The sequence below is a fragment of the Acidovorax delafieldii 2AN genome (assembly GCF_000175235.1).
GTDB classification, from domain to species: domain Bacteria; phylum Pseudomonadota; class Gammaproteobacteria; order Burkholderiales; family Burkholderiaceae_C; genus Acidovorax; species Acidovorax delafieldii_B.
In genome coordinates this window covers 37,281-51,785 of record NZ_ACQT01000011.1, presented here as the reverse complement: position 1 = coordinate 51,785, position 14,505 = coordinate 37,281, and the positions used below count along the sequence as shown (strand labels likewise).

Below are 14,505 nucleotides of genomic sequence, written 5' to 3'. Positions count from 1 at the left end.
CGTGGGCTCGGTCCGCACGGCCGACGCCGGGCGCTGGGCGCCGCTGGCCGACGGCGATGCGGCAGAGAACCCCGCCTCGATCTCGCCCGCAAGCTGCCCGCCCTCTTCCACCACCAGCTTGCCGTAGCGGATCTTGCCGGCCACCTTGCCCGTGCTGTAGATCACCAGCTTCTGGCGCACCGTCAGCGAGCCGTTGAATTCGCCGTGAATCTCTGCGATGTCGATTTCGGCCGAGCCCCGGAACGCGCCGTTCTCGGCGATCTGGATCACGCGCGAGTCCATCGTGGCCTCCACCGTGCCCTCGACCACCAGCGTGTCGCAGTCGGTGATTTCCACGCCCTTGAGCTTGATGTTGGGCCCCACCGTGAGCTTGCTGCCCGTACCCTCGCTCACCACGGACTTTGCTGCCGCAGGGCTGGCCACCGGGTTCGAGGCCCCGTTTCCAGCCACCGGCGTGCCCCCCAGAACCGAAGACGACGAGGTGTTCTGACGGGGCTGGAACGACTCGGTTTCACGTTTGCCAAAGAAGGGGTTTTGCACGGCCATCGGATCTCCTTGAAAAGAGATGGATCGTAGGTTTGCCTGCGCGCCACGGATGCCTTCGTTACGCAAGAACGGTAACCAAACCGCTCGTTGGTTGCATGCCCTTGCAAGGCTTGCAGCGGCACACACGTGCGCGTGGCGCCGTGCGCCCTGCCCTGCTGCCGCTACGAAACGATATAGGCCGCCGCCCCCGTGGACATGAGCTGACCGTCAGGGCCCAGAAACTCCATGCGCGTGCTCGCCACGCGCGAGCCCAGGCGCAGCACGCTGGCACGCAGCTCGAAATGGCTGCCAATGCCCGGGCGCAGGTAATCGACGCGCAGGTCGATGGTGCCCAGCTTGGCGAAGCGCTGCAGGCGCTGCTCGGGCGGTTCGTCCATGTGCCGGGCGCCGATCGCGGCCATGACGGCCAGGCCGCCCATCGAATCGAGGCCCGCGCTGATCACGCCGCCATGGATGCGGTTGTAGGCGTAGTGGCCCACCAGATCGGGCTTCATCTCGATGCGGCCGACGACGCCGTCGGGCCGCAGCTCGACCACCTTCAGGCCCAGCGCCTGGTTGAACACGATTTTCTCTTCAAAGATAGCGCTCAGCCTGGCGATGAATTCCGGTTCAAAGGCTGTCACAGGCGGGCTGGTGGTTTTGCTCATGGGGTTCCTGGCAGTAACGGACGTGGCACAAGGCCGCAAGCATGCTCATCAATTTTCATAGCACTCAGCACTTGTATTACAAGCGCTTGTGGGCATTTTTTGCGAAAACGCCCCTCCTTCGGGTCTGCGGCGCAATCCACACACTGGCGGGGTGCCAGGTTTCGGCACTGGCTGAAATCGGGCTTGCGTTTTTGGCGAATACTCCGGGCCGCTGCGCCGCCCGCACCGCTGCGCGGCGTGCCCAATTTCAGCTCTGGCTGAAATCGGGCTTGCGTTTTTCCATGAACGCCGAGAATGCTTCTCGCGCGGCGGGCTCGCGCAGCATGCGTCCAAAGCTCTCGCCTTCCTCGGCCATCACCTCCAGCACCCGCGCCATCTGCCCACCCTTCATCAGGCGCTTGGTTTCGATCAGCGACGACAGCGGCTTGGCTGCCAGCTTTTTGGCCTGGGCCTGGGCATAGGCATTGCACTCGGTGGGCGGCACCACGCGGTTGGCCAGGCCCACTTCCAGCGCGGCCTCGGCCATGAAGGGCTCGCCCAGCAGCAGGGCTTCGGCGGCGCGGTGGTAGCCCAGCATCTGCGGCACCAGCAGGCTTGACGCGGCCTCGGGGCACAGACCCAGGTTCACGAAAGGCATGGAGAACGCCGCGTTGTCACCCGCGTAGACCAGATCACAATGCAAAAGCATGGTGGTGCCAATGCCCACGGCGGGGCCGCACACGGCGGCAATCACCGGCTTGGGGAAGGCCGCAAGGCCGCGCAGAAAACGGAACACCGGCGAATCCTGGGCCGCGGGGGGCTGCTGCAGAAAATCGCCAATGTCGTTGCCCGCGCTGAAGATGGCCACGTCGCCCTGGAACACCACCACGCGCACGTTGGCGTCGTCCTTGGCGGCCTGCAGCGCGTCGGCCATGGCGGCGTACATGTCGCGGGTGATGGAGTTTTTCTTGTCCACGCGGTTGAACGTGATGGTGGCCACGCCGGCTTCGGTGTGGACGAGGATGTCTTGGGTCATGGTGAGGGTTTCCGGATGAACTGCGGAGCAGTGGGCAAGCAAACAAGAAAGGGCGCCGCACGCGTGCGGGGCGTGCGCCGTCACTCCTTGTAGTAAACGATCTGGTGGCTGGTGGCGAGCATGGCGCCGGCCTCGTTCCACAACTGCACGGCCTGGTCGAAGAAGCCGTTGCGGAACTCCTGTCCCCGGGCCTGGCCCAGCAGGTAGCCCGTGCCCGTCGCCTGCAACTGGGCCTGGCTGGCGTGGAAGTACACCGTGAGGGATACCGTGCCCGCGGGCACGCGGCGCGCACGGCGCAGCCAGATGCGGGGAAAGAACAGATCGGCCAGCGCCGCCAGGGCACAGAAATCGAGCGGACGTGGGGGTGCGTCGCGCATCCACAGCTGCGTGAGGCTGTGGTCGCCCGAGCCGTCCCAGGCGCTCGGCACAGATCCGGTCACCGGGCGCATTTCGTAGCGCCCCAGCCACTCCGAACCAAAGCCGGGCGCAATGGCTGGCTGTTCGAGCGGCCCCGGCACGGGGGGCATGGGCGTGTCGCCCACGCTCCAGGTCTCGCGGCGCACGGCGGTGACGGCCGTGGCGGTGGTGGTAACCACGGGCGCGCCTTCGGCGTCGGGCTGCAGGATCGACAGCGTCCAGTGCTGGGTGGACCGGTTGGTGCGCACGGGCACGGCCTGCACCGTGAACGCGCCTTCGGCCAGCGCGCCCGCATAGTTCACCGTGAGCGACAGCGGGTCGCCCAGGCGGTCCGGGTGCAGCAGGATGGCCCGCAGCAGCGTGGCCGCCGTCACGCCGCCAAAGGGCCCCACCATGTTCCAGTAGCCGGGGTGGGTGTGGCCTTCGTACTGGCCGGGGGTCGTGGACGACAGACGCAGCGCCTCGTCCAGAGGATGTGGGGTGGAAGTCATGCCGTGAGTGTGCCGCGAAAATGGCGCTCAGGGGGTCGTTCCCGCGACTGCCCCCGCCCCGCCCAAGCCCTGAAGCGCCCCCACGGCGCGCGGCCACAGGCTCTGGCGGAACTGCTCGCGAAAGAACCCGAAATGCCCGATGCGCAGCGCCTTCACGTCCTGCGGCACGATGCGCTCGACGCGCGTGGGCGCGTTGCTGTAGAGGTTGACGAGATTGTGCGTGCCGCGCAGCGTCATGAGTTCGTCGTCGCTCATCGACAGCGCCAGCACCGGAAAGCGCACCGCGTCATAGCTTTGCGCCACCTCGGGGCCCTCGGCGCCCACGCTGTAGGTGGGGCTCAGGCACCAGCGGCGCCACTGCAGGATCACCCCGGCCGGCAGGTCGCCCACCTTGCGCAGCTTGCGGCCGGGGAAGTAGCCGCACAGGCGCGTGGCCAGCGGCACCAGCACCCACCAGAAGTACGGCACCATGCGCCTGAGGCGCGGCGCGTTGTCGCGCCAGTAGCCGCTGCCGGCGGCCACGCTGAGCAGGCCGTCCACCTGGCCGGGGTTGCGCAACAGCCCAGGCAACTGCGCGCCCAAGCTGTGGCCCAGCAGGTACAGCGGCTGCCCGGGCAGCGCCGCGCGCGCAGCCGAGATCACGGCCTCGTAGTCGCGCGCCCAGTCAAACAGGTTGGCGCGCACCTCGCGCATGGGGCCCACAAGCGAATCGCCATGGCCCCGGTAATCGAACGTGGTGACGCGAAAGCCCTGCTGCGCGAGCCACTGTGCGAACGCCGCGTAGTAGTCCTGCCGCACCCCCATGGCCCCGCCGACGACCACGCTGGCGCGCGGCGCGCCTGTGGGCTCGAACACGCACAGCGCCACGCTGGCGCCCTCATCGACCCGCAAGGTCTGCTTGTTCATGCTGTGTCTCCTTGTGTCACGCCGGTCTTTGCCGACTTGATGCCAGAAACCATGGAGGAGCAGCCATGCGGCCCCTCCGCCCTTAGGAATGGGGCTACACCCCGCCCTCAAGGGCGTAGCGAGCGGGTGTCAGGCTAGGCGGACGGAGCGCAGCAACCGGAGCGTACTTGCGGTACGTGAGGATTGCGAGCACCGCCCAACGACGCATGACGCCCGCGTAGTAGCCAGTTAAACCGCCTCGAAGATGCCGGCGGCGCCTTGGCCTGTTCCTACGCACATCGTCACCATGCCGTACTTCAGCTTGTGGCGGCGCAGCGCGTGCACCACGGTGGCGGCGCGGATGGCACCCGTGGCACCCAGCGGGTGGCCCAGGGCGATGGCGCCGCCCATGGGGTTGACCTTGGCCGGGTCCAGGCCCAGGGTGTTGACCACGGCGAGCGACTGGGCCGCAAAGGCTTCATTGAGCTCGAACCAGCCGATGTCCTCGTGCTTGAGGCCAGCGTAGCGCAGCGCGGCCGGGATGGCCTCGATGGGGCCGATGCCCATGATTTCGGGCGGCACGCCGCGCGCGGCGTAGCTCACGAAGCGCGCCAGCGGCGTCAGGCCGAACTGCTTCACGGCCTTCTCGCTGGCCAGGATCAGCGCGCCCGCGCCATCGCTGGTCTGCGAGCTGTTGCCGGCCGTGACGCTGCCGCGCGCGGCGAACACGGGCTTGAGCTTGGCCAGGCCTTCGAGCGACGTGTCGGGGCGTGGACCTTCATCCAGGTTGACGGTGCGGGTCTTGGTACGGACTTCGCCCGTGGCCAGGTCGGGCGTGCGCTCGATGACGTCGATCGGTGTGATCTCGTCCGTGAACTCACCCGCCTTTTGCGCCTTGAGGGCGCGCAAGTGGGATTCGAGCGCGAAAGCGTCCTGCATCTCGCGGCTCACCTTCCACTGCTGGGCCACCTTCTCGGCCGTCAGGCCCATGCCGTAGGCGATGCCAACGTTCTCGTCGCGGGCAAACACCTCAGGATTGAACGAGGGCTTGTTGCCGCCCATGGGCACCAGGCTCATGGATTCGGCACCGCCGGCGATCAGCACATCGGCCTCGCCCACGCGGATGCGGTCGGCGGCCATCTGGATGGCGGTCACGCCCGAGGCGCAAAAGCGATTCACGGTGACGCCGCCCACGGGATGATCGAATGCCAGGCCCATGGCGATGCGCGCCATGTTCATGCCCTGCTCGCCCTCTGGGAAGGAGCAGCCAATGATCGAGTCCTCAATGGCCCGGGGATCGAGCGTGGGCACCTGCTTCAGCGCGCTGCGGATGGCGGCGACCAGCAGGTCGTCCGGGCGGGTGTTGCGGAAGTAGCCGCGGCCCGAGCGCCCGATGGGCGTGCGCGTGGCGGCAACGATGTAGGCGTCCTGGACTTGTTTTTGAGCCATGGTGAAACTCCTTCAATTCTTGGCGGGGCGGCTGGAAGGAACCCAGGCCCACGTAAATACACATTCGACCGGCTCCACGCCGGCTTCGTCGGTCACGGTGACTGACACCTGCACCTCGCCCTTGTCGCTGGCCCGCATGGCGGCGCGCTGCTCGGCCGTGAGCGTGGCCACGGCCTTGAGGCCGCCCATGGCGCGCTTCTTGAACGCCATGCTCAGCTCCTTGGCCAGCGGGGTGCAGTCGTCACGCACGTTCATGCCCACCACCATGCCGGTGGCCGTCTCGGCCAGCAGGTTCATGGCCGAGGCGTGCACACCACCAATGTGGTTTTGCACACGGTGCTCGTTGGCAAGACGCACTTCGACCCGCTCAGGCGTGAGCGACACGAACTTCACCCCGGCCGTGCCGGTGAAGGGCACAGCCCGGCGCAGGATGATGTTCTGCACAAAACCACGCATGAAGGCGGGGGCCTCGTCCAGGCGCATCAGCGAGCGCTGGAGTTTGTTGGGGGCGCGTGCTTCGCTCATGTCCGATGCCCATGAGGTTGCACGTCGCCCGCATTGCACAGAACGAGCGCGGCCCGTGCCAGCGCCCCCGTGGAACCGGCCTTGCCAGGCCACAGAGTGCGTCCTCCTCCCGCAGGAGAGGGGGAAAGCGCGAAGCGACTCAGAGGGTGCTTCATCAGTTTCTCACCGGCTTGCCGGTGGACAACATGCCCAGGATGCGCTCGTGCGTCTTGGGTTGGGAGATCAGGTGGCAGAACACCTTGCGCTCCAGCGTGAGCAGGTATTCCTCGCTCACCATCACGCCGGCATCCACATCGCCACCGCACACCACCTCGGCGATCATCGACGCGATCTTGAAGTCGTAGGCGCTGATGAAGCCGCCGTCGCGCATGTTCACCAGTTGCGCCTTGATGGTGGCCACACCGCTGCGGCCTGCCACGGGGAACAGGCGCTTGTGGGGAGCGCGCCAGCCGCTGGCGGCCATGGACTTGGCCTCGTTGATGGCCACGAACAGCAGTTCGTCCTTGTGCGGAACGATGATGTCGGAATCCAGCAGGAAGCCCAGCTTGCGCGATTCGATCGCGCTGGTGCCCACCTTGGCCATGGCAGCGGCCGTGAAACCTTCGGTCAGGAACGGCAGCACATCCTTGGAGGTGGACTGGGCCATGTTCTCGGCCGCACGGCGGGCGATGTAGGTCAGGCCGCCGGCGCCGGGCACCAGGCCCACGCCCACCTCCACCAGGCCGATGTAGCTTTCCATGTGCGCCACACGCTTGGCCGAATACACGGCCAGCTCGCAACCACCGCCCAGCGCCATGCCATGGATGGCTGCGACGACAGGCACCTGCGCGTAACGGATGCGCATCATCAGGTTTTGCAGCTCCTGCTCGATGCTTTCCACCGCGTCGGCGCCGCCAACCATGAAGGCGGGCATCGTGGCTTCTAGGTCGGCACCCACGCTGAAAGGCGCGTCGCCGGACCAGATCACCATGCCTTGGTACTCAGACTCGGCCAGTTCCAGCGCTTCCATCAGCGCTTCCATCACTTCGGGGCTGATGGCGTGCATCTTGTTCTTGATGCTGGCGATGAGCACTTGGCCGTCCAGCGTCCAGGTGCGCAGGGCTTTCGATTCAGCAATGGTGGTGCCAGCGGTGCGCCAGTCGGGCAGGCTGGTTTCGCCCAGCAGAGCCTCGGGGAAGATCTGGCGCTCGTACACGGGCAGCTGGCGGCGGGGCACAAACTTGTTCTGCGATGCGCTCCAAGAACCTTGTGCGGTGTGCACGCCACCGGCTTCGGCCACGGGGCCCTTGAAGACCCACTCGGGCAACGGTGCCTTGCACAGGGCTTTGCCAGCGTCGATGTCTTCCTGGATCATCTTCGCCACTTCCAACCAGCCAGCTTCCTGCCACAGCTCGAAGGGGCCCTGCTTCATGCCGAAGCCCCAGCGCATGGCCTGGTCCACGTCGCGGGCGTTGTCGGCGATGGTGCCCAGGTGCACGGCCGCGTAGTGGAAGCTGTTGCGCAGGATGGCCCAGAGGAACTGGCCGGGCGCGCCTTCGGCGTTGCGCAGCAGGCGCAGGCGCTCGGCAGCGGGCTTCTTGAGCATGCGGGCATACACCTCGTCGGCCTTCTGGCCGGCGGGCACGTACTCTTCGCTTTCCAGCTCGAAACGCATCACATCGCGGCCGACCTTCTTGAAGAAACCTGCCTTGGTCTTCTGGCCCAGGTTGCCCAGCTCCAGCAGCTTTTTCAGCACGGCGGGCGTGCCAAAGCTTTCGTAGAAAGGGTCGGTCTCGATGCTCAGGTTGTCCTGCAGCGTCTTGATGACGTGGGCCATGGTGTCCAGGCCCACCACATCGGCGGTGCGGAAGGTGCCGCTGGATGCACGGCCCAGCTTCTTGCCCGTGAGGTCGTCCACCACGTCATAGGTCAGGCCGAAATTTTCGACTTCCTTCATGGTGGCCAGCATGCCTGCAATGCCCACGCGGTTGGCCACGAAGTTGGGCGTGTCGTGCGCGCGCACCACGCCCTTGCCCAGACCGCTGGTGACGAAGGCTTCGAGCTGGTCCAGCACTTCAGGCTGGGTGGTGGGGGTGTTGATCAGCTCCACCAGCGTCATGTAGCGCGGGGGGTTGAAGAAGTGGATGCCGCAGAAGCGTGGCTTGATGCTCTCGGGCAGCACTTCGGACAGCTTGGTGATCGACAGGCCCGAGGTGTTGGACGCCAGGATGGCGTGCTTGGCCACGTGGGGAGCGATCTTGGTGTAGAGGTCCAGCTTCCAGTCCATGCGCTCGGCAATGGCCTCGATCACGAGGTCGCATTCCTTGAGCAGGTGCATGTGCTCTTCGTAGTTGGCCTGCTGGATCAGCGCCGCGTCGTCGGCCACGCCCAGGGGCGAGGGCTTGAGCTTCTTCAGGCCTTCCACGGCCTTGGTGACGATGCCGTTTTTCGGGCCTTCCTTCGCAGGCAGGTCGAACAGCACCACGGGCACCTTCACGTTGACGAGGTGGGCAGCAATCTGCGCGCCCATCACGCCTGCGCCGAGCACGGCGACTTTCTTGACTTGGAATCTTGACATGGGTTTGTGTAGGTTCTTTCCGTTCGGACCGAGCTTGTCGGGACCTTGGCCAGGGGTTGCATCCAGGCTCTTGGACCAACGCGAGGCAAACGGGGGGGTGTAAAAGAGGGAAGGCGGCTTACTGCACCCGAAGCCAGGTCTGGGTACGACCGAAGGGGCCGATGGAGCCGCGCACCTCCAGCTTCTTGCCGCCCTCGACGGGCGTCATGCGCAGCGTGTAGTTGCGGCCGTTTTCGGGGTCCAGGATCTTGCCGCCTTCCCAGACTTCCTTGTCCTCGGCCTTCTTGGCGCTGCGGATGATCTCCAGGCCCAGCAGCGGCTTATCCTTGCGGTCGTCGCTGCACTCCTTGCACAGATCCTCGGGCTTGGCGTCCTTCGACAGCCGCTTTTCGAGCACGCCCGTGAGGGCGCCCCCGTTCTCGCGAATGCGGATCTCAGCCTTGGCCTCGCCGGTCTTGTCGTCCACATTGCGCCACAGGCCCACGGGGGACATCTGCGCCCACACCGGGGCGGCCGTTACTATAAAAACAATAGCTGCTAGCGCTTTATTCATGAAGACTCCAATGCAATTCAGGCTGAAATCGGCAGATCGGACGCTCAGGCCAGCGCCAGGTCGGTGTCCATCAGCACCTTGCTGCCGGCACGGGCGGTGCGCATCAGCGTCGCCGTTTCGGGGAACAGCTTGGCGAAGTAGAAGCGCGCCGTCTGCAGCTTGGCCTGGTAGAACGGGTCGGTGTTGCCGGCGGCAATTTCGCGCAGAGCCACCTGGGCCATGCGGGCAAAGAAGTAGCCGAACACCAGGTGGCCGGCCACGCGCAGGTAGTCCACGGCAGCAGCACCCACTTCGTCGGGGTTCTGCATGCCGCGGAAACCGATTTCGGTAGTGAACTTGGTCATCTGGTCGCCCAGGTAGGCGATGGGGTTGATGAACTCGGCCATCTTCTCGTTGACGCCCTCTTCTTCCACCAGCTGGCCCACCAGCTTGCCGAACTTCTTGAGCGTGGCGCCGTTGTTGCCCAGAATCTTGCGGCCCAGCAGGTCCAGCGACTGGATGGTGTTGGTGCCTTCATAGATCATGTTGATGCGGGCATCACGCACGTACTGCTCCATGCCCCATTCCTTGATGTAGCCGTGGCCGCCAAAGACCTGCTGGCACATCGTGGCGGCCTCGTAGCCGTTGTCGGTGATGAAGGCCTTGACGATGGGGGTGAGCAGGGCCAGCATTTCGCCGGATTCCTTGCGCACCTTCTCGTCGGGGTGGCTCAGCTCCTTGTCGAGCAGCAGCGCGCAAAAGCATTGCAGCGCGCGGCCGCCTTCGGCGTAGGCCTTGGCGGTGAGCAGCATCTTGCGCACGTCGGGGTGCACGATGATGGGGTCGGCCGGCTTGTCCTTGGCCTTGGTACCCGAGAGGCTGCGCATCTGGATGCGGTCCTTGGCATAGGCCAGGGCGTTCTGGTAGGCCACTTCGGTCAGGCCGAGCGACTGGTTGCCCACGCCCAGGCGGGCGGCGTTCATCATCACGAACATGGCGGCTAGGCCCTTGTTGGGCTGGCCCACCATGGTGCCGGTGGCGCCGTCGATCACGATCTGCGCAGTGGCGTTGCCATGGATGCCCATCTTGTGCTCCAGGCCACCGCAGTAGATGGCGTTGCGCTCGCCCAGGCTGCCGTCGGCATTCACCTTGAACTTGGGCACGACGAACAGGCTGATGCCCTTGCTGCCCACGGGCGCATCGGGCAGGCGCGCCAGCACCAGGTGCACGATGTTGCTGGTCATGTCGTGCTCGCCGGCCGAGATGAAGATCTTGGCGCCCGTGATCTTGTAGGTGCCGTCGGCCTGGGGCTCGGCCTTGGTGCGCAGCAGGCCCAGGTCGGTGCCGCAATGGGGTTCGGTCAGGCACATGGTGCCGGTCCACTCGCCGCTGGTGAGCTTGGGCAGGTAGATCTTCTTTTGCTCTTCGGTGCCGTGGGCGTGCAGGCACTCGTAGGCGCCATGGCTCAGGCCGGGGTACATGGTCCAGGCCTGGTTGGCCGAGTTCATCATCTCGTAGAAGCACTGGTTCACCACGAACGGCAGGCCCTGGCCGCCATAGGCCGGGTCGCACGAAAGCGCTGCCCAGCCGCCTTCGACGTACTTGGCGTAGGCTTCTTTGAAACCCTGGGGCGTGGTGACTTCGTGGGTGGACTTGTCGAGCTTGCAGCCTTCGGTGTCGCCACTGATGTTGAGCGGGAAAGCCACTTCGGCGGCAAACTTTCCGCCCTCTTCGAGCACGGCGTTGATGGTGTCCGCATCCACCTCGGCATGCGGCGGCAGCGCCTTGAATTCATCACTGACCTTCAGCACTTCGTGCATGACGAATTGCATGTCGCGCAGGGGCGGCGTGTAGGTAGGCATGGGTTTACTCCTTGGTGGTTTGGGTGGAAAGGTGGCGGCCCGTTGCGACAGGAACTCGGCTGTTGCGGGCCAGGATGTTGTTGAAACCCGTGATGGCCCGATCGATGGAGCCCGGGGTTTGCAGGAAGCGCGCTTCGTAGTGCAGCGCGAGGATGAGGCCGTGGATCTCGAAGAGCATCTGCTCGGGGCTGGCCTCCTCGCACAGCTGGCCCAGCTCCTGGCAATGTTCGATGGCGCGCCGCATGGCGGCATGCCACGTGAGCACCGAACTGACCAGGGCATCGCGCACGGGGCCCGTGCGGTCGCCGAACTCGATGGCGCCACTGATGTAGATGCAGCCCGAGTCAATTTCGATCGAGGTGCGCTTCATCCAGTTGTCAAACAGGGCCCGGAGGCGTGCCACGCCACGCGGCGCAGCCATGGCGGGGTAGAACACCTCCTGCTCGAAACGGGTGTGGTATTCACGGATCACCGATATCTGCAACTCTTCGCGCGAGCCGAAGTGGGCAAATACGCCCGACTTGCTCATGCCGGTGACATCGGCCAATGCGCCGATCGACAGGCCTTCAAGGCCGATATGGGTGGCCAGGCCCAGAGCGGCATCCACGATAACGGCCTTGGTCTGCTGGCCCTTTTGCAACGCCCGGCCCGTGCTGCCGGCTGCGCGCGGAATACGGGTGACTTGGCTGGATTTGGTAGAGGAAGGCATGCGCGAAAATAAAACGAACGTTCGTGCTATTTTGCAGCAAATTGGGCAGTGCTCGCAAAGCCCCTCCAAAAGTAAGGGGGCTTGTGCCGCCCGGACGTTGTTCGCACACCACCCGCCCATGACAGCGGTCAGGGGCCGGACGGCGGCGGGCCCTGCAGTGGCGGGGCTGGCCTGGCAGCTCCGTCAGAGCATGCGCGCCAGACTAGCGTCGAGATGCTCGGTTGGCAATCGCCGAAAACCCGAACGGGCGAAACGCTGCAGCCGGCCCAGCATGAACGCGGTGAGCACGCTGGCTGCCACCTGGACATCCACGGTGGGGGTGGACGACCCGGCCTCGTCCGCCACGGGGCGAAGGCACTGGCGCAAGGTGGATTCGATGCGCTCGAAAAACTGGTTCATGCGCTGCTGCAGACGCTCATGCTCCAGCACCAGGGCATCGCCCACCATCACGCGCACCAGCCCGGGGTTGCGCTCTCCGAACTGCAGCACCAGCGCCACCACGCGCGCCGCCTGCGGGGCGCCGGCCAGCGATGGGGCAAGAACGGGCTGCTCGCGCCCCAGAATCTGCGCCACCCGGCTGAACACGGCCTCTTCGATGAAATCGATCAGACCCTCGAACATCTGGGCCTTGCTGGCGAAGTGCCGGTACAGGGCCGCCTCGCTGACCGACAGGCGCGCCGCCAGCGCGGCCGTGGTGATGCGCTCGGCCCCCGGCTGCTCCAGCATCTGGGCCAGCGCCTGAAGGATCTGCGCCCGGCGTTCGCCCGGCTTGGGGCGCTTGCGCGCAGGAGGGTTTTCACCCGCGTCGGCATGGCTGGCGGGCTCGGGTGCGGGCAGAAGTTCAGACATGCGCGACGGGGATGGGTTGGGCACCAGCGCCGTGCATGCGCAAGGCGCGTCTGCACGGGCTGTGCAGTGGTTGCGCGGCAGGGGACGGTGCGTAAATCATGTGTGGAAATGATTCTCGCACAGCCCTTTTTTGCAGCGCCCGCCCAGCGCACTGGTGCTGGAGCGCACAGGCCCAGGTTTTCTGGCCTTGCACGCAGCGGCCATGGGTGGCCATTACACACCACCTCTGTTCCCCTACCCGCGAAGCCGGCAACTGCACGGCGGTCCGCCTTCGTTGGCTGCACCTCGCCAATCGCCCACCCTCGCGCCGGTGCGCACGACAACGGCGAAGCCATGTGCCCCACCATTGCCACGTTGACCCCTTTAGCGGCAACCACGGCCACGACCACGATTACAAGGAGTACCCAGGCTGGCCTCGCTCACGGCGGCAGGCCTGGTCACGAGCAGGTGCCGGGCACTGCACTCTGAGCGACGACCGCACTCGCCCCATCCCACTCCGAGGCGCAAGCGCCGCGCCCCGTCAGGCGCCCGGCGCTTCTGGCGGGAAGACCACCGTCACCAGCAGGCCGCGCCCGTGCCCACCGGGTGCGAGGGTCAGCGATGCGTGGTGCACGCGCACGATCTCGTCAGCAATGGCCAGCCCCAGACCGGTGCCTTCTCCCGCCGCGCCCGGCACGCGGTAGAACCGCTGCACGACGCGTCCGCGCTCGGCCTCGGCGATGCCCGGGCCGTCGTCCTCGACCTGCAGGAACACGCGGGGTGGATTCAGCCCGTTGCGCCGCACCCCGCAGCGGATGGTGACCACCCCCGGCGCAGGGGTGTACTTGATGGCGTTGTCGACCAGGTTGGAGAGCAGTTCGCGCAACAGCCAACCGTGGCCGGTGACATGCACGGGCTGCACATCCAGCCCCAGGTCGAGCCCCTTGCCGGTGGCGGGGTCGAGAAAAGTTTCGAGCAGTGTCTCGCAGAGGTCTTTCAGGTCCACGCGCTGGGGTGGCTGGGCGTCCAGGCTGCGGGCATCGGCGCGCGACAGGGCCAGCAACTGGTGGGCGAGTTGCGACGTGCGCCGCGTGGCGTTGCGCAGCTTCTCGATCTCATCAACTCCTAAAACAATAGCACCTTGCGCACGTGGATCGTGCGCTGGAGGGTGTTTCTTATTAAAATTGAGCGACAACGATGCCGGCACCGAGGCCCGCGCCATCAGGGCCCACGCCTCCACCTGCGCCTGCAGCCCGGCCAGCGGCGTGCGCAACTGGTGGGCCGCATCGGCCACAAAGCGGCGCTGCCCTTCGGCCTGGGCGTTCACCAGCGCGAACAGGCGGTTGAGCGAGTGCACCAGTGGGCGCACTTCCGATGGCGATGCGGTTTCATCGATGGGACTCAGGTCGCGCGGCGAGCGCCGCTCCACCGCGTCCGCCAGATCGACCAGCGGCTTGAAGGCCCTGCGCACCGCCCAGTGGATGGCCAGACCGGCCGCCGCGACCAGCACCAGGTTGGGCAGCAGCACGCGCAGCAGCAGTTGCTGCGCCCATTGCTGGCGCGGGTCGGACCCATCGGCCAGCGCCACCACCAGCTCGCCGGCACCCGTGCGCCCGCGCTGCACGGCCACGCGGTAGGTAACGCCGCCAAACTCCACGCTGTGGAACTCGGGCGCATGGGTGGTGGGCACGGCGCCATGCACCCAGTCGTCCCCCAGCAGCAGGTGGCCCGAGGTGTCGCGCACGCTGTAGCTTGCGTAGCCCGCGTTCTGGCGCAGGAAGTCTTCGACCGGCGGCGCCAACAGCAGCAGAGGCGGCCCGCTGTCGTGGATCGGCGGGGCCAGCACAGAATCGGCCAGCGCGGGCAGCAGGCGCACCAAGCGCAGATCATGGCGCTCGGCCGCCTCATCCGCCGAGCGGTAGTCGAGCCAGACGCCCACCAAGGCCAGCGCCAGCAGGGGCAGCACCAGCAGCATCAGCAGCCGGTTGCGCAGATCGGAAGTCATCGCGCGAAGTCGGGGCCGCTGCATGGTGGGGCGCAGG

At 66.2% G+C, this 14,505-nt stretch carries 13 protein-coding genes; all 13 read right to left on the bottom strand.

Translation table 11 applies throughout. The features are described 5' to 3' along the window. A partial coding sequence (locus ACDELDRAFT_RS03610) for a bactofilin family protein (RefSeq protein ID WP_005793530.1) occupies positions 1 to 546 on the bottom strand: 546 nt, incomplete at its 3' end. Positions 547 to 707: 161 nt separating this feature from the next. Further along, on the bottom strand, positions 708 to 1,193 hold the full coding sequence (locus tag ACDELDRAFT_RS03605) for a thioesterase family protein (protein ID WP_005793528.1): 486 nt from the start codon (positions 1,191 to 1,193) through the stop codon (positions 708 to 710). Between the two features lie 247 nt (positions 1,194 to 1,440). Then, positions 1,441 to 2,208 (bottom strand): enoyl-CoA hydratase, encoded by a 768-nt coding sequence (locus ACDELDRAFT_RS03600; protein ID WP_005793526.1) that lies wholly within the window; start codon positions 2,206 to 2,208, stop codon positions 1,441 to 1,443. Positions 2,209 to 2,288: 80 nt separating this feature from the next. Then, the gene (locus ACDELDRAFT_RS03595; RefSeq protein WP_005793524.1) at positions 2,289 to 3,116 is read right to left on the bottom strand and encodes an acyl-CoA thioesterase; all 828 of its coding nucleotides are present in this window, start codon (positions 3,114 to 3,116) and stop codon (positions 2,289 to 2,291) included. 27 nt (positions 3,117 to 3,143) lie between these two features. Beyond that, positions 3,144 to 4,022 carry an alpha/beta hydrolase family protein gene (locus ACDELDRAFT_RS03590; RefSeq protein ID WP_005793522.1) on the bottom strand — a complete coding sequence of 293 codons (879 nt, stop codon included), beginning with the start codon at positions 4,020 to 4,022 and terminating at the stop codon, positions 3,144 to 3,146. A 228-nt stretch (positions 4,023 to 4,250) separates the two neighbouring features. Next, positions 4,251 to 5,450: an acetyl-CoA C-acyltransferase gene (locus tag ACDELDRAFT_RS03585; protein WP_005793521.1), complete on the bottom strand. Its 1,200-nt coding sequence runs from the start codon at positions 5,448 to 5,450 to the stop codon at positions 4,251 to 4,253. A gap of 12 nt (positions 5,451 to 5,462) precedes the next feature. Then, on the bottom strand, positions 5,463 to 5,975 hold the full coding sequence (locus ACDELDRAFT_RS03580; RefSeq protein WP_005793519.1) for a DUF4442 domain-containing protein: 513 nt from the start codon (positions 5,973 to 5,975) through the stop codon (positions 5,463 to 5,465). Positions 5,976 to 6,129: 154 nt separating this feature from the next. Then, positions 6,130 to 8,532 (bottom strand): 3-hydroxyacyl-CoA dehydrogenase/enoyl-CoA hydratase family protein, encoded by a 2,403-nt coding sequence (locus ACDELDRAFT_RS03575; protein WP_005793517.1) that lies wholly within the window; start codon positions 8,530 to 8,532, stop codon positions 6,130 to 6,132. Positions 8,533 to 8,650: 118 nt separating this feature from the next. Then, entirely contained in the window at positions 8,651 to 9,085 is a 435-nt protein-coding gene (locus ACDELDRAFT_RS03570; protein WP_005793515.1) for a DUF2147 domain-containing protein, read from the bottom strand. Positions 9,086 to 9,129: 44 nt separating this feature from the next. After that, on the bottom strand, positions 9,130 to 10,926 hold the full coding sequence (locus tag ACDELDRAFT_RS03565; RefSeq protein ID WP_005793513.1) for an acyl-CoA dehydrogenase C-terminal domain-containing protein: 1,797 nt from the start codon (positions 10,924 to 10,926) through the stop codon (positions 9,130 to 9,132). A 4-nt stretch (positions 10,927 to 10,930) separates the two neighbouring features. Next, complete coding sequence (locus ACDELDRAFT_RS03560; protein ID WP_005793512.1) at positions 10,931 to 11,635, bottom strand: TetR/AcrR family transcriptional regulator; 705 nt, start codon at positions 11,633 to 11,635, stop codon at positions 10,931 to 10,933. A gap of 183 nt (positions 11,636 to 11,818) precedes the next feature. Then, positions 11,819 to 12,484, bottom strand: coding sequence for a nucleoid occlusion factor SlmA (gene slmA, locus ACDELDRAFT_RS03555; RefSeq protein ID WP_005793510.1), 666 nt, complete (start codon positions 12,482 to 12,484; stop codon positions 11,819 to 11,821). Positions 12,485 to 13,004: 520 nt separating this feature from the next. Next, positions 13,005 to 14,468, bottom strand: a complete 1,464-nt coding sequence (locus tag ACDELDRAFT_RS03550) for a sensor histidine kinase (protein ID WP_005793506.1) — start codon at positions 14,466 to 14,468, stop codon at positions 13,005 to 13,007. Positions 14,469 to 14,505: the final 37 nt, after the last annotated feature.

What these genes read in the sequence shown, in the direction of transcription:
- ACDELDRAFT_RS03585 (WP_005793521.1), bottom strand. Translation starts at nt 5,450, where the DNA reads ATGGCTCAAAAACAAGTCCAGGACGCCTACATCGTTGCCGCCACGCGC.
- ACDELDRAFT_RS03590 (WP_005793522.1), bottom strand. Translation starts at nt 4,022, where the DNA reads ATGAACAAGCAGACCTTGCGGGTCGATGAGGGCGCCAGCGTGGCGCTG.
- ACDELDRAFT_RS03580 (WP_005793519.1), bottom strand. Translation starts at nt 5,975, where the DNA reads ATGAGCGAAGCACGCGCCCCCAACAAACTCCAGCGCTCGCTGATGCGC.
- ACDELDRAFT_RS03560 (WP_005793512.1), bottom strand. Translation starts at nt 11,635, where the DNA reads ATGCCTTCCTCTACCAAATCCAGCCAAGTCACCCGTATTCCGCGCGCA.
- ACDELDRAFT_RS03565 (WP_005793513.1), bottom strand. Translation starts at nt 10,926, where the DNA reads ATGCCTACCTACACGCCGCCCCTGCGCGACATGCAATTCGTCATGCAC.
- ACDELDRAFT_RS03600 (WP_005793526.1), bottom strand. Translation starts at nt 2,208, where the DNA reads ATGACCCAAGACATCCTCGTCCACACCGAAGCCGGCGTGGCCACCATC.
- ACDELDRAFT_RS03605 (WP_005793528.1), bottom strand. Translation starts at nt 1,193, where the DNA reads ATGAGCAAAACCACCAGCCCGCCTGTGACAGCCTTTGAACCGGAATTC.
- ACDELDRAFT_RS03550 (WP_005793506.1), bottom strand. Translation starts at nt 14,468, where the DNA reads ATGACTTCCGATCTGCGCAACCGGCTGCTGATGCTGCTGGTGCTGCCC.
- slmA (WP_005793510.1), bottom strand. Translation starts at nt 12,484, where the DNA reads ATGTCTGAACTTCTGCCCGCACCCGAGCCCGCCAGCCATGCCGACGCG.
- ACDELDRAFT_RS03595 (WP_005793524.1), bottom strand. Translation starts at nt 3,116, where the DNA reads ATGACTTCCACCCCACATCCTCTGGACGAGGCGCTGCGTCTGTCGTCC.
- ACDELDRAFT_RS03570 (WP_005793515.1), bottom strand. Translation starts at nt 9,085, where the DNA reads ATGAATAAAGCGCTAGCAGCTATTGTTTTTATAGTAACGGCCGCCCCG.
- ACDELDRAFT_RS03575 (WP_005793517.1), bottom strand. Translation starts at nt 8,532, where the DNA reads ATGTCAAGATTCCAAGTCAAGAAAGTCGCCGTGCTCGGCGCAGGCGTG.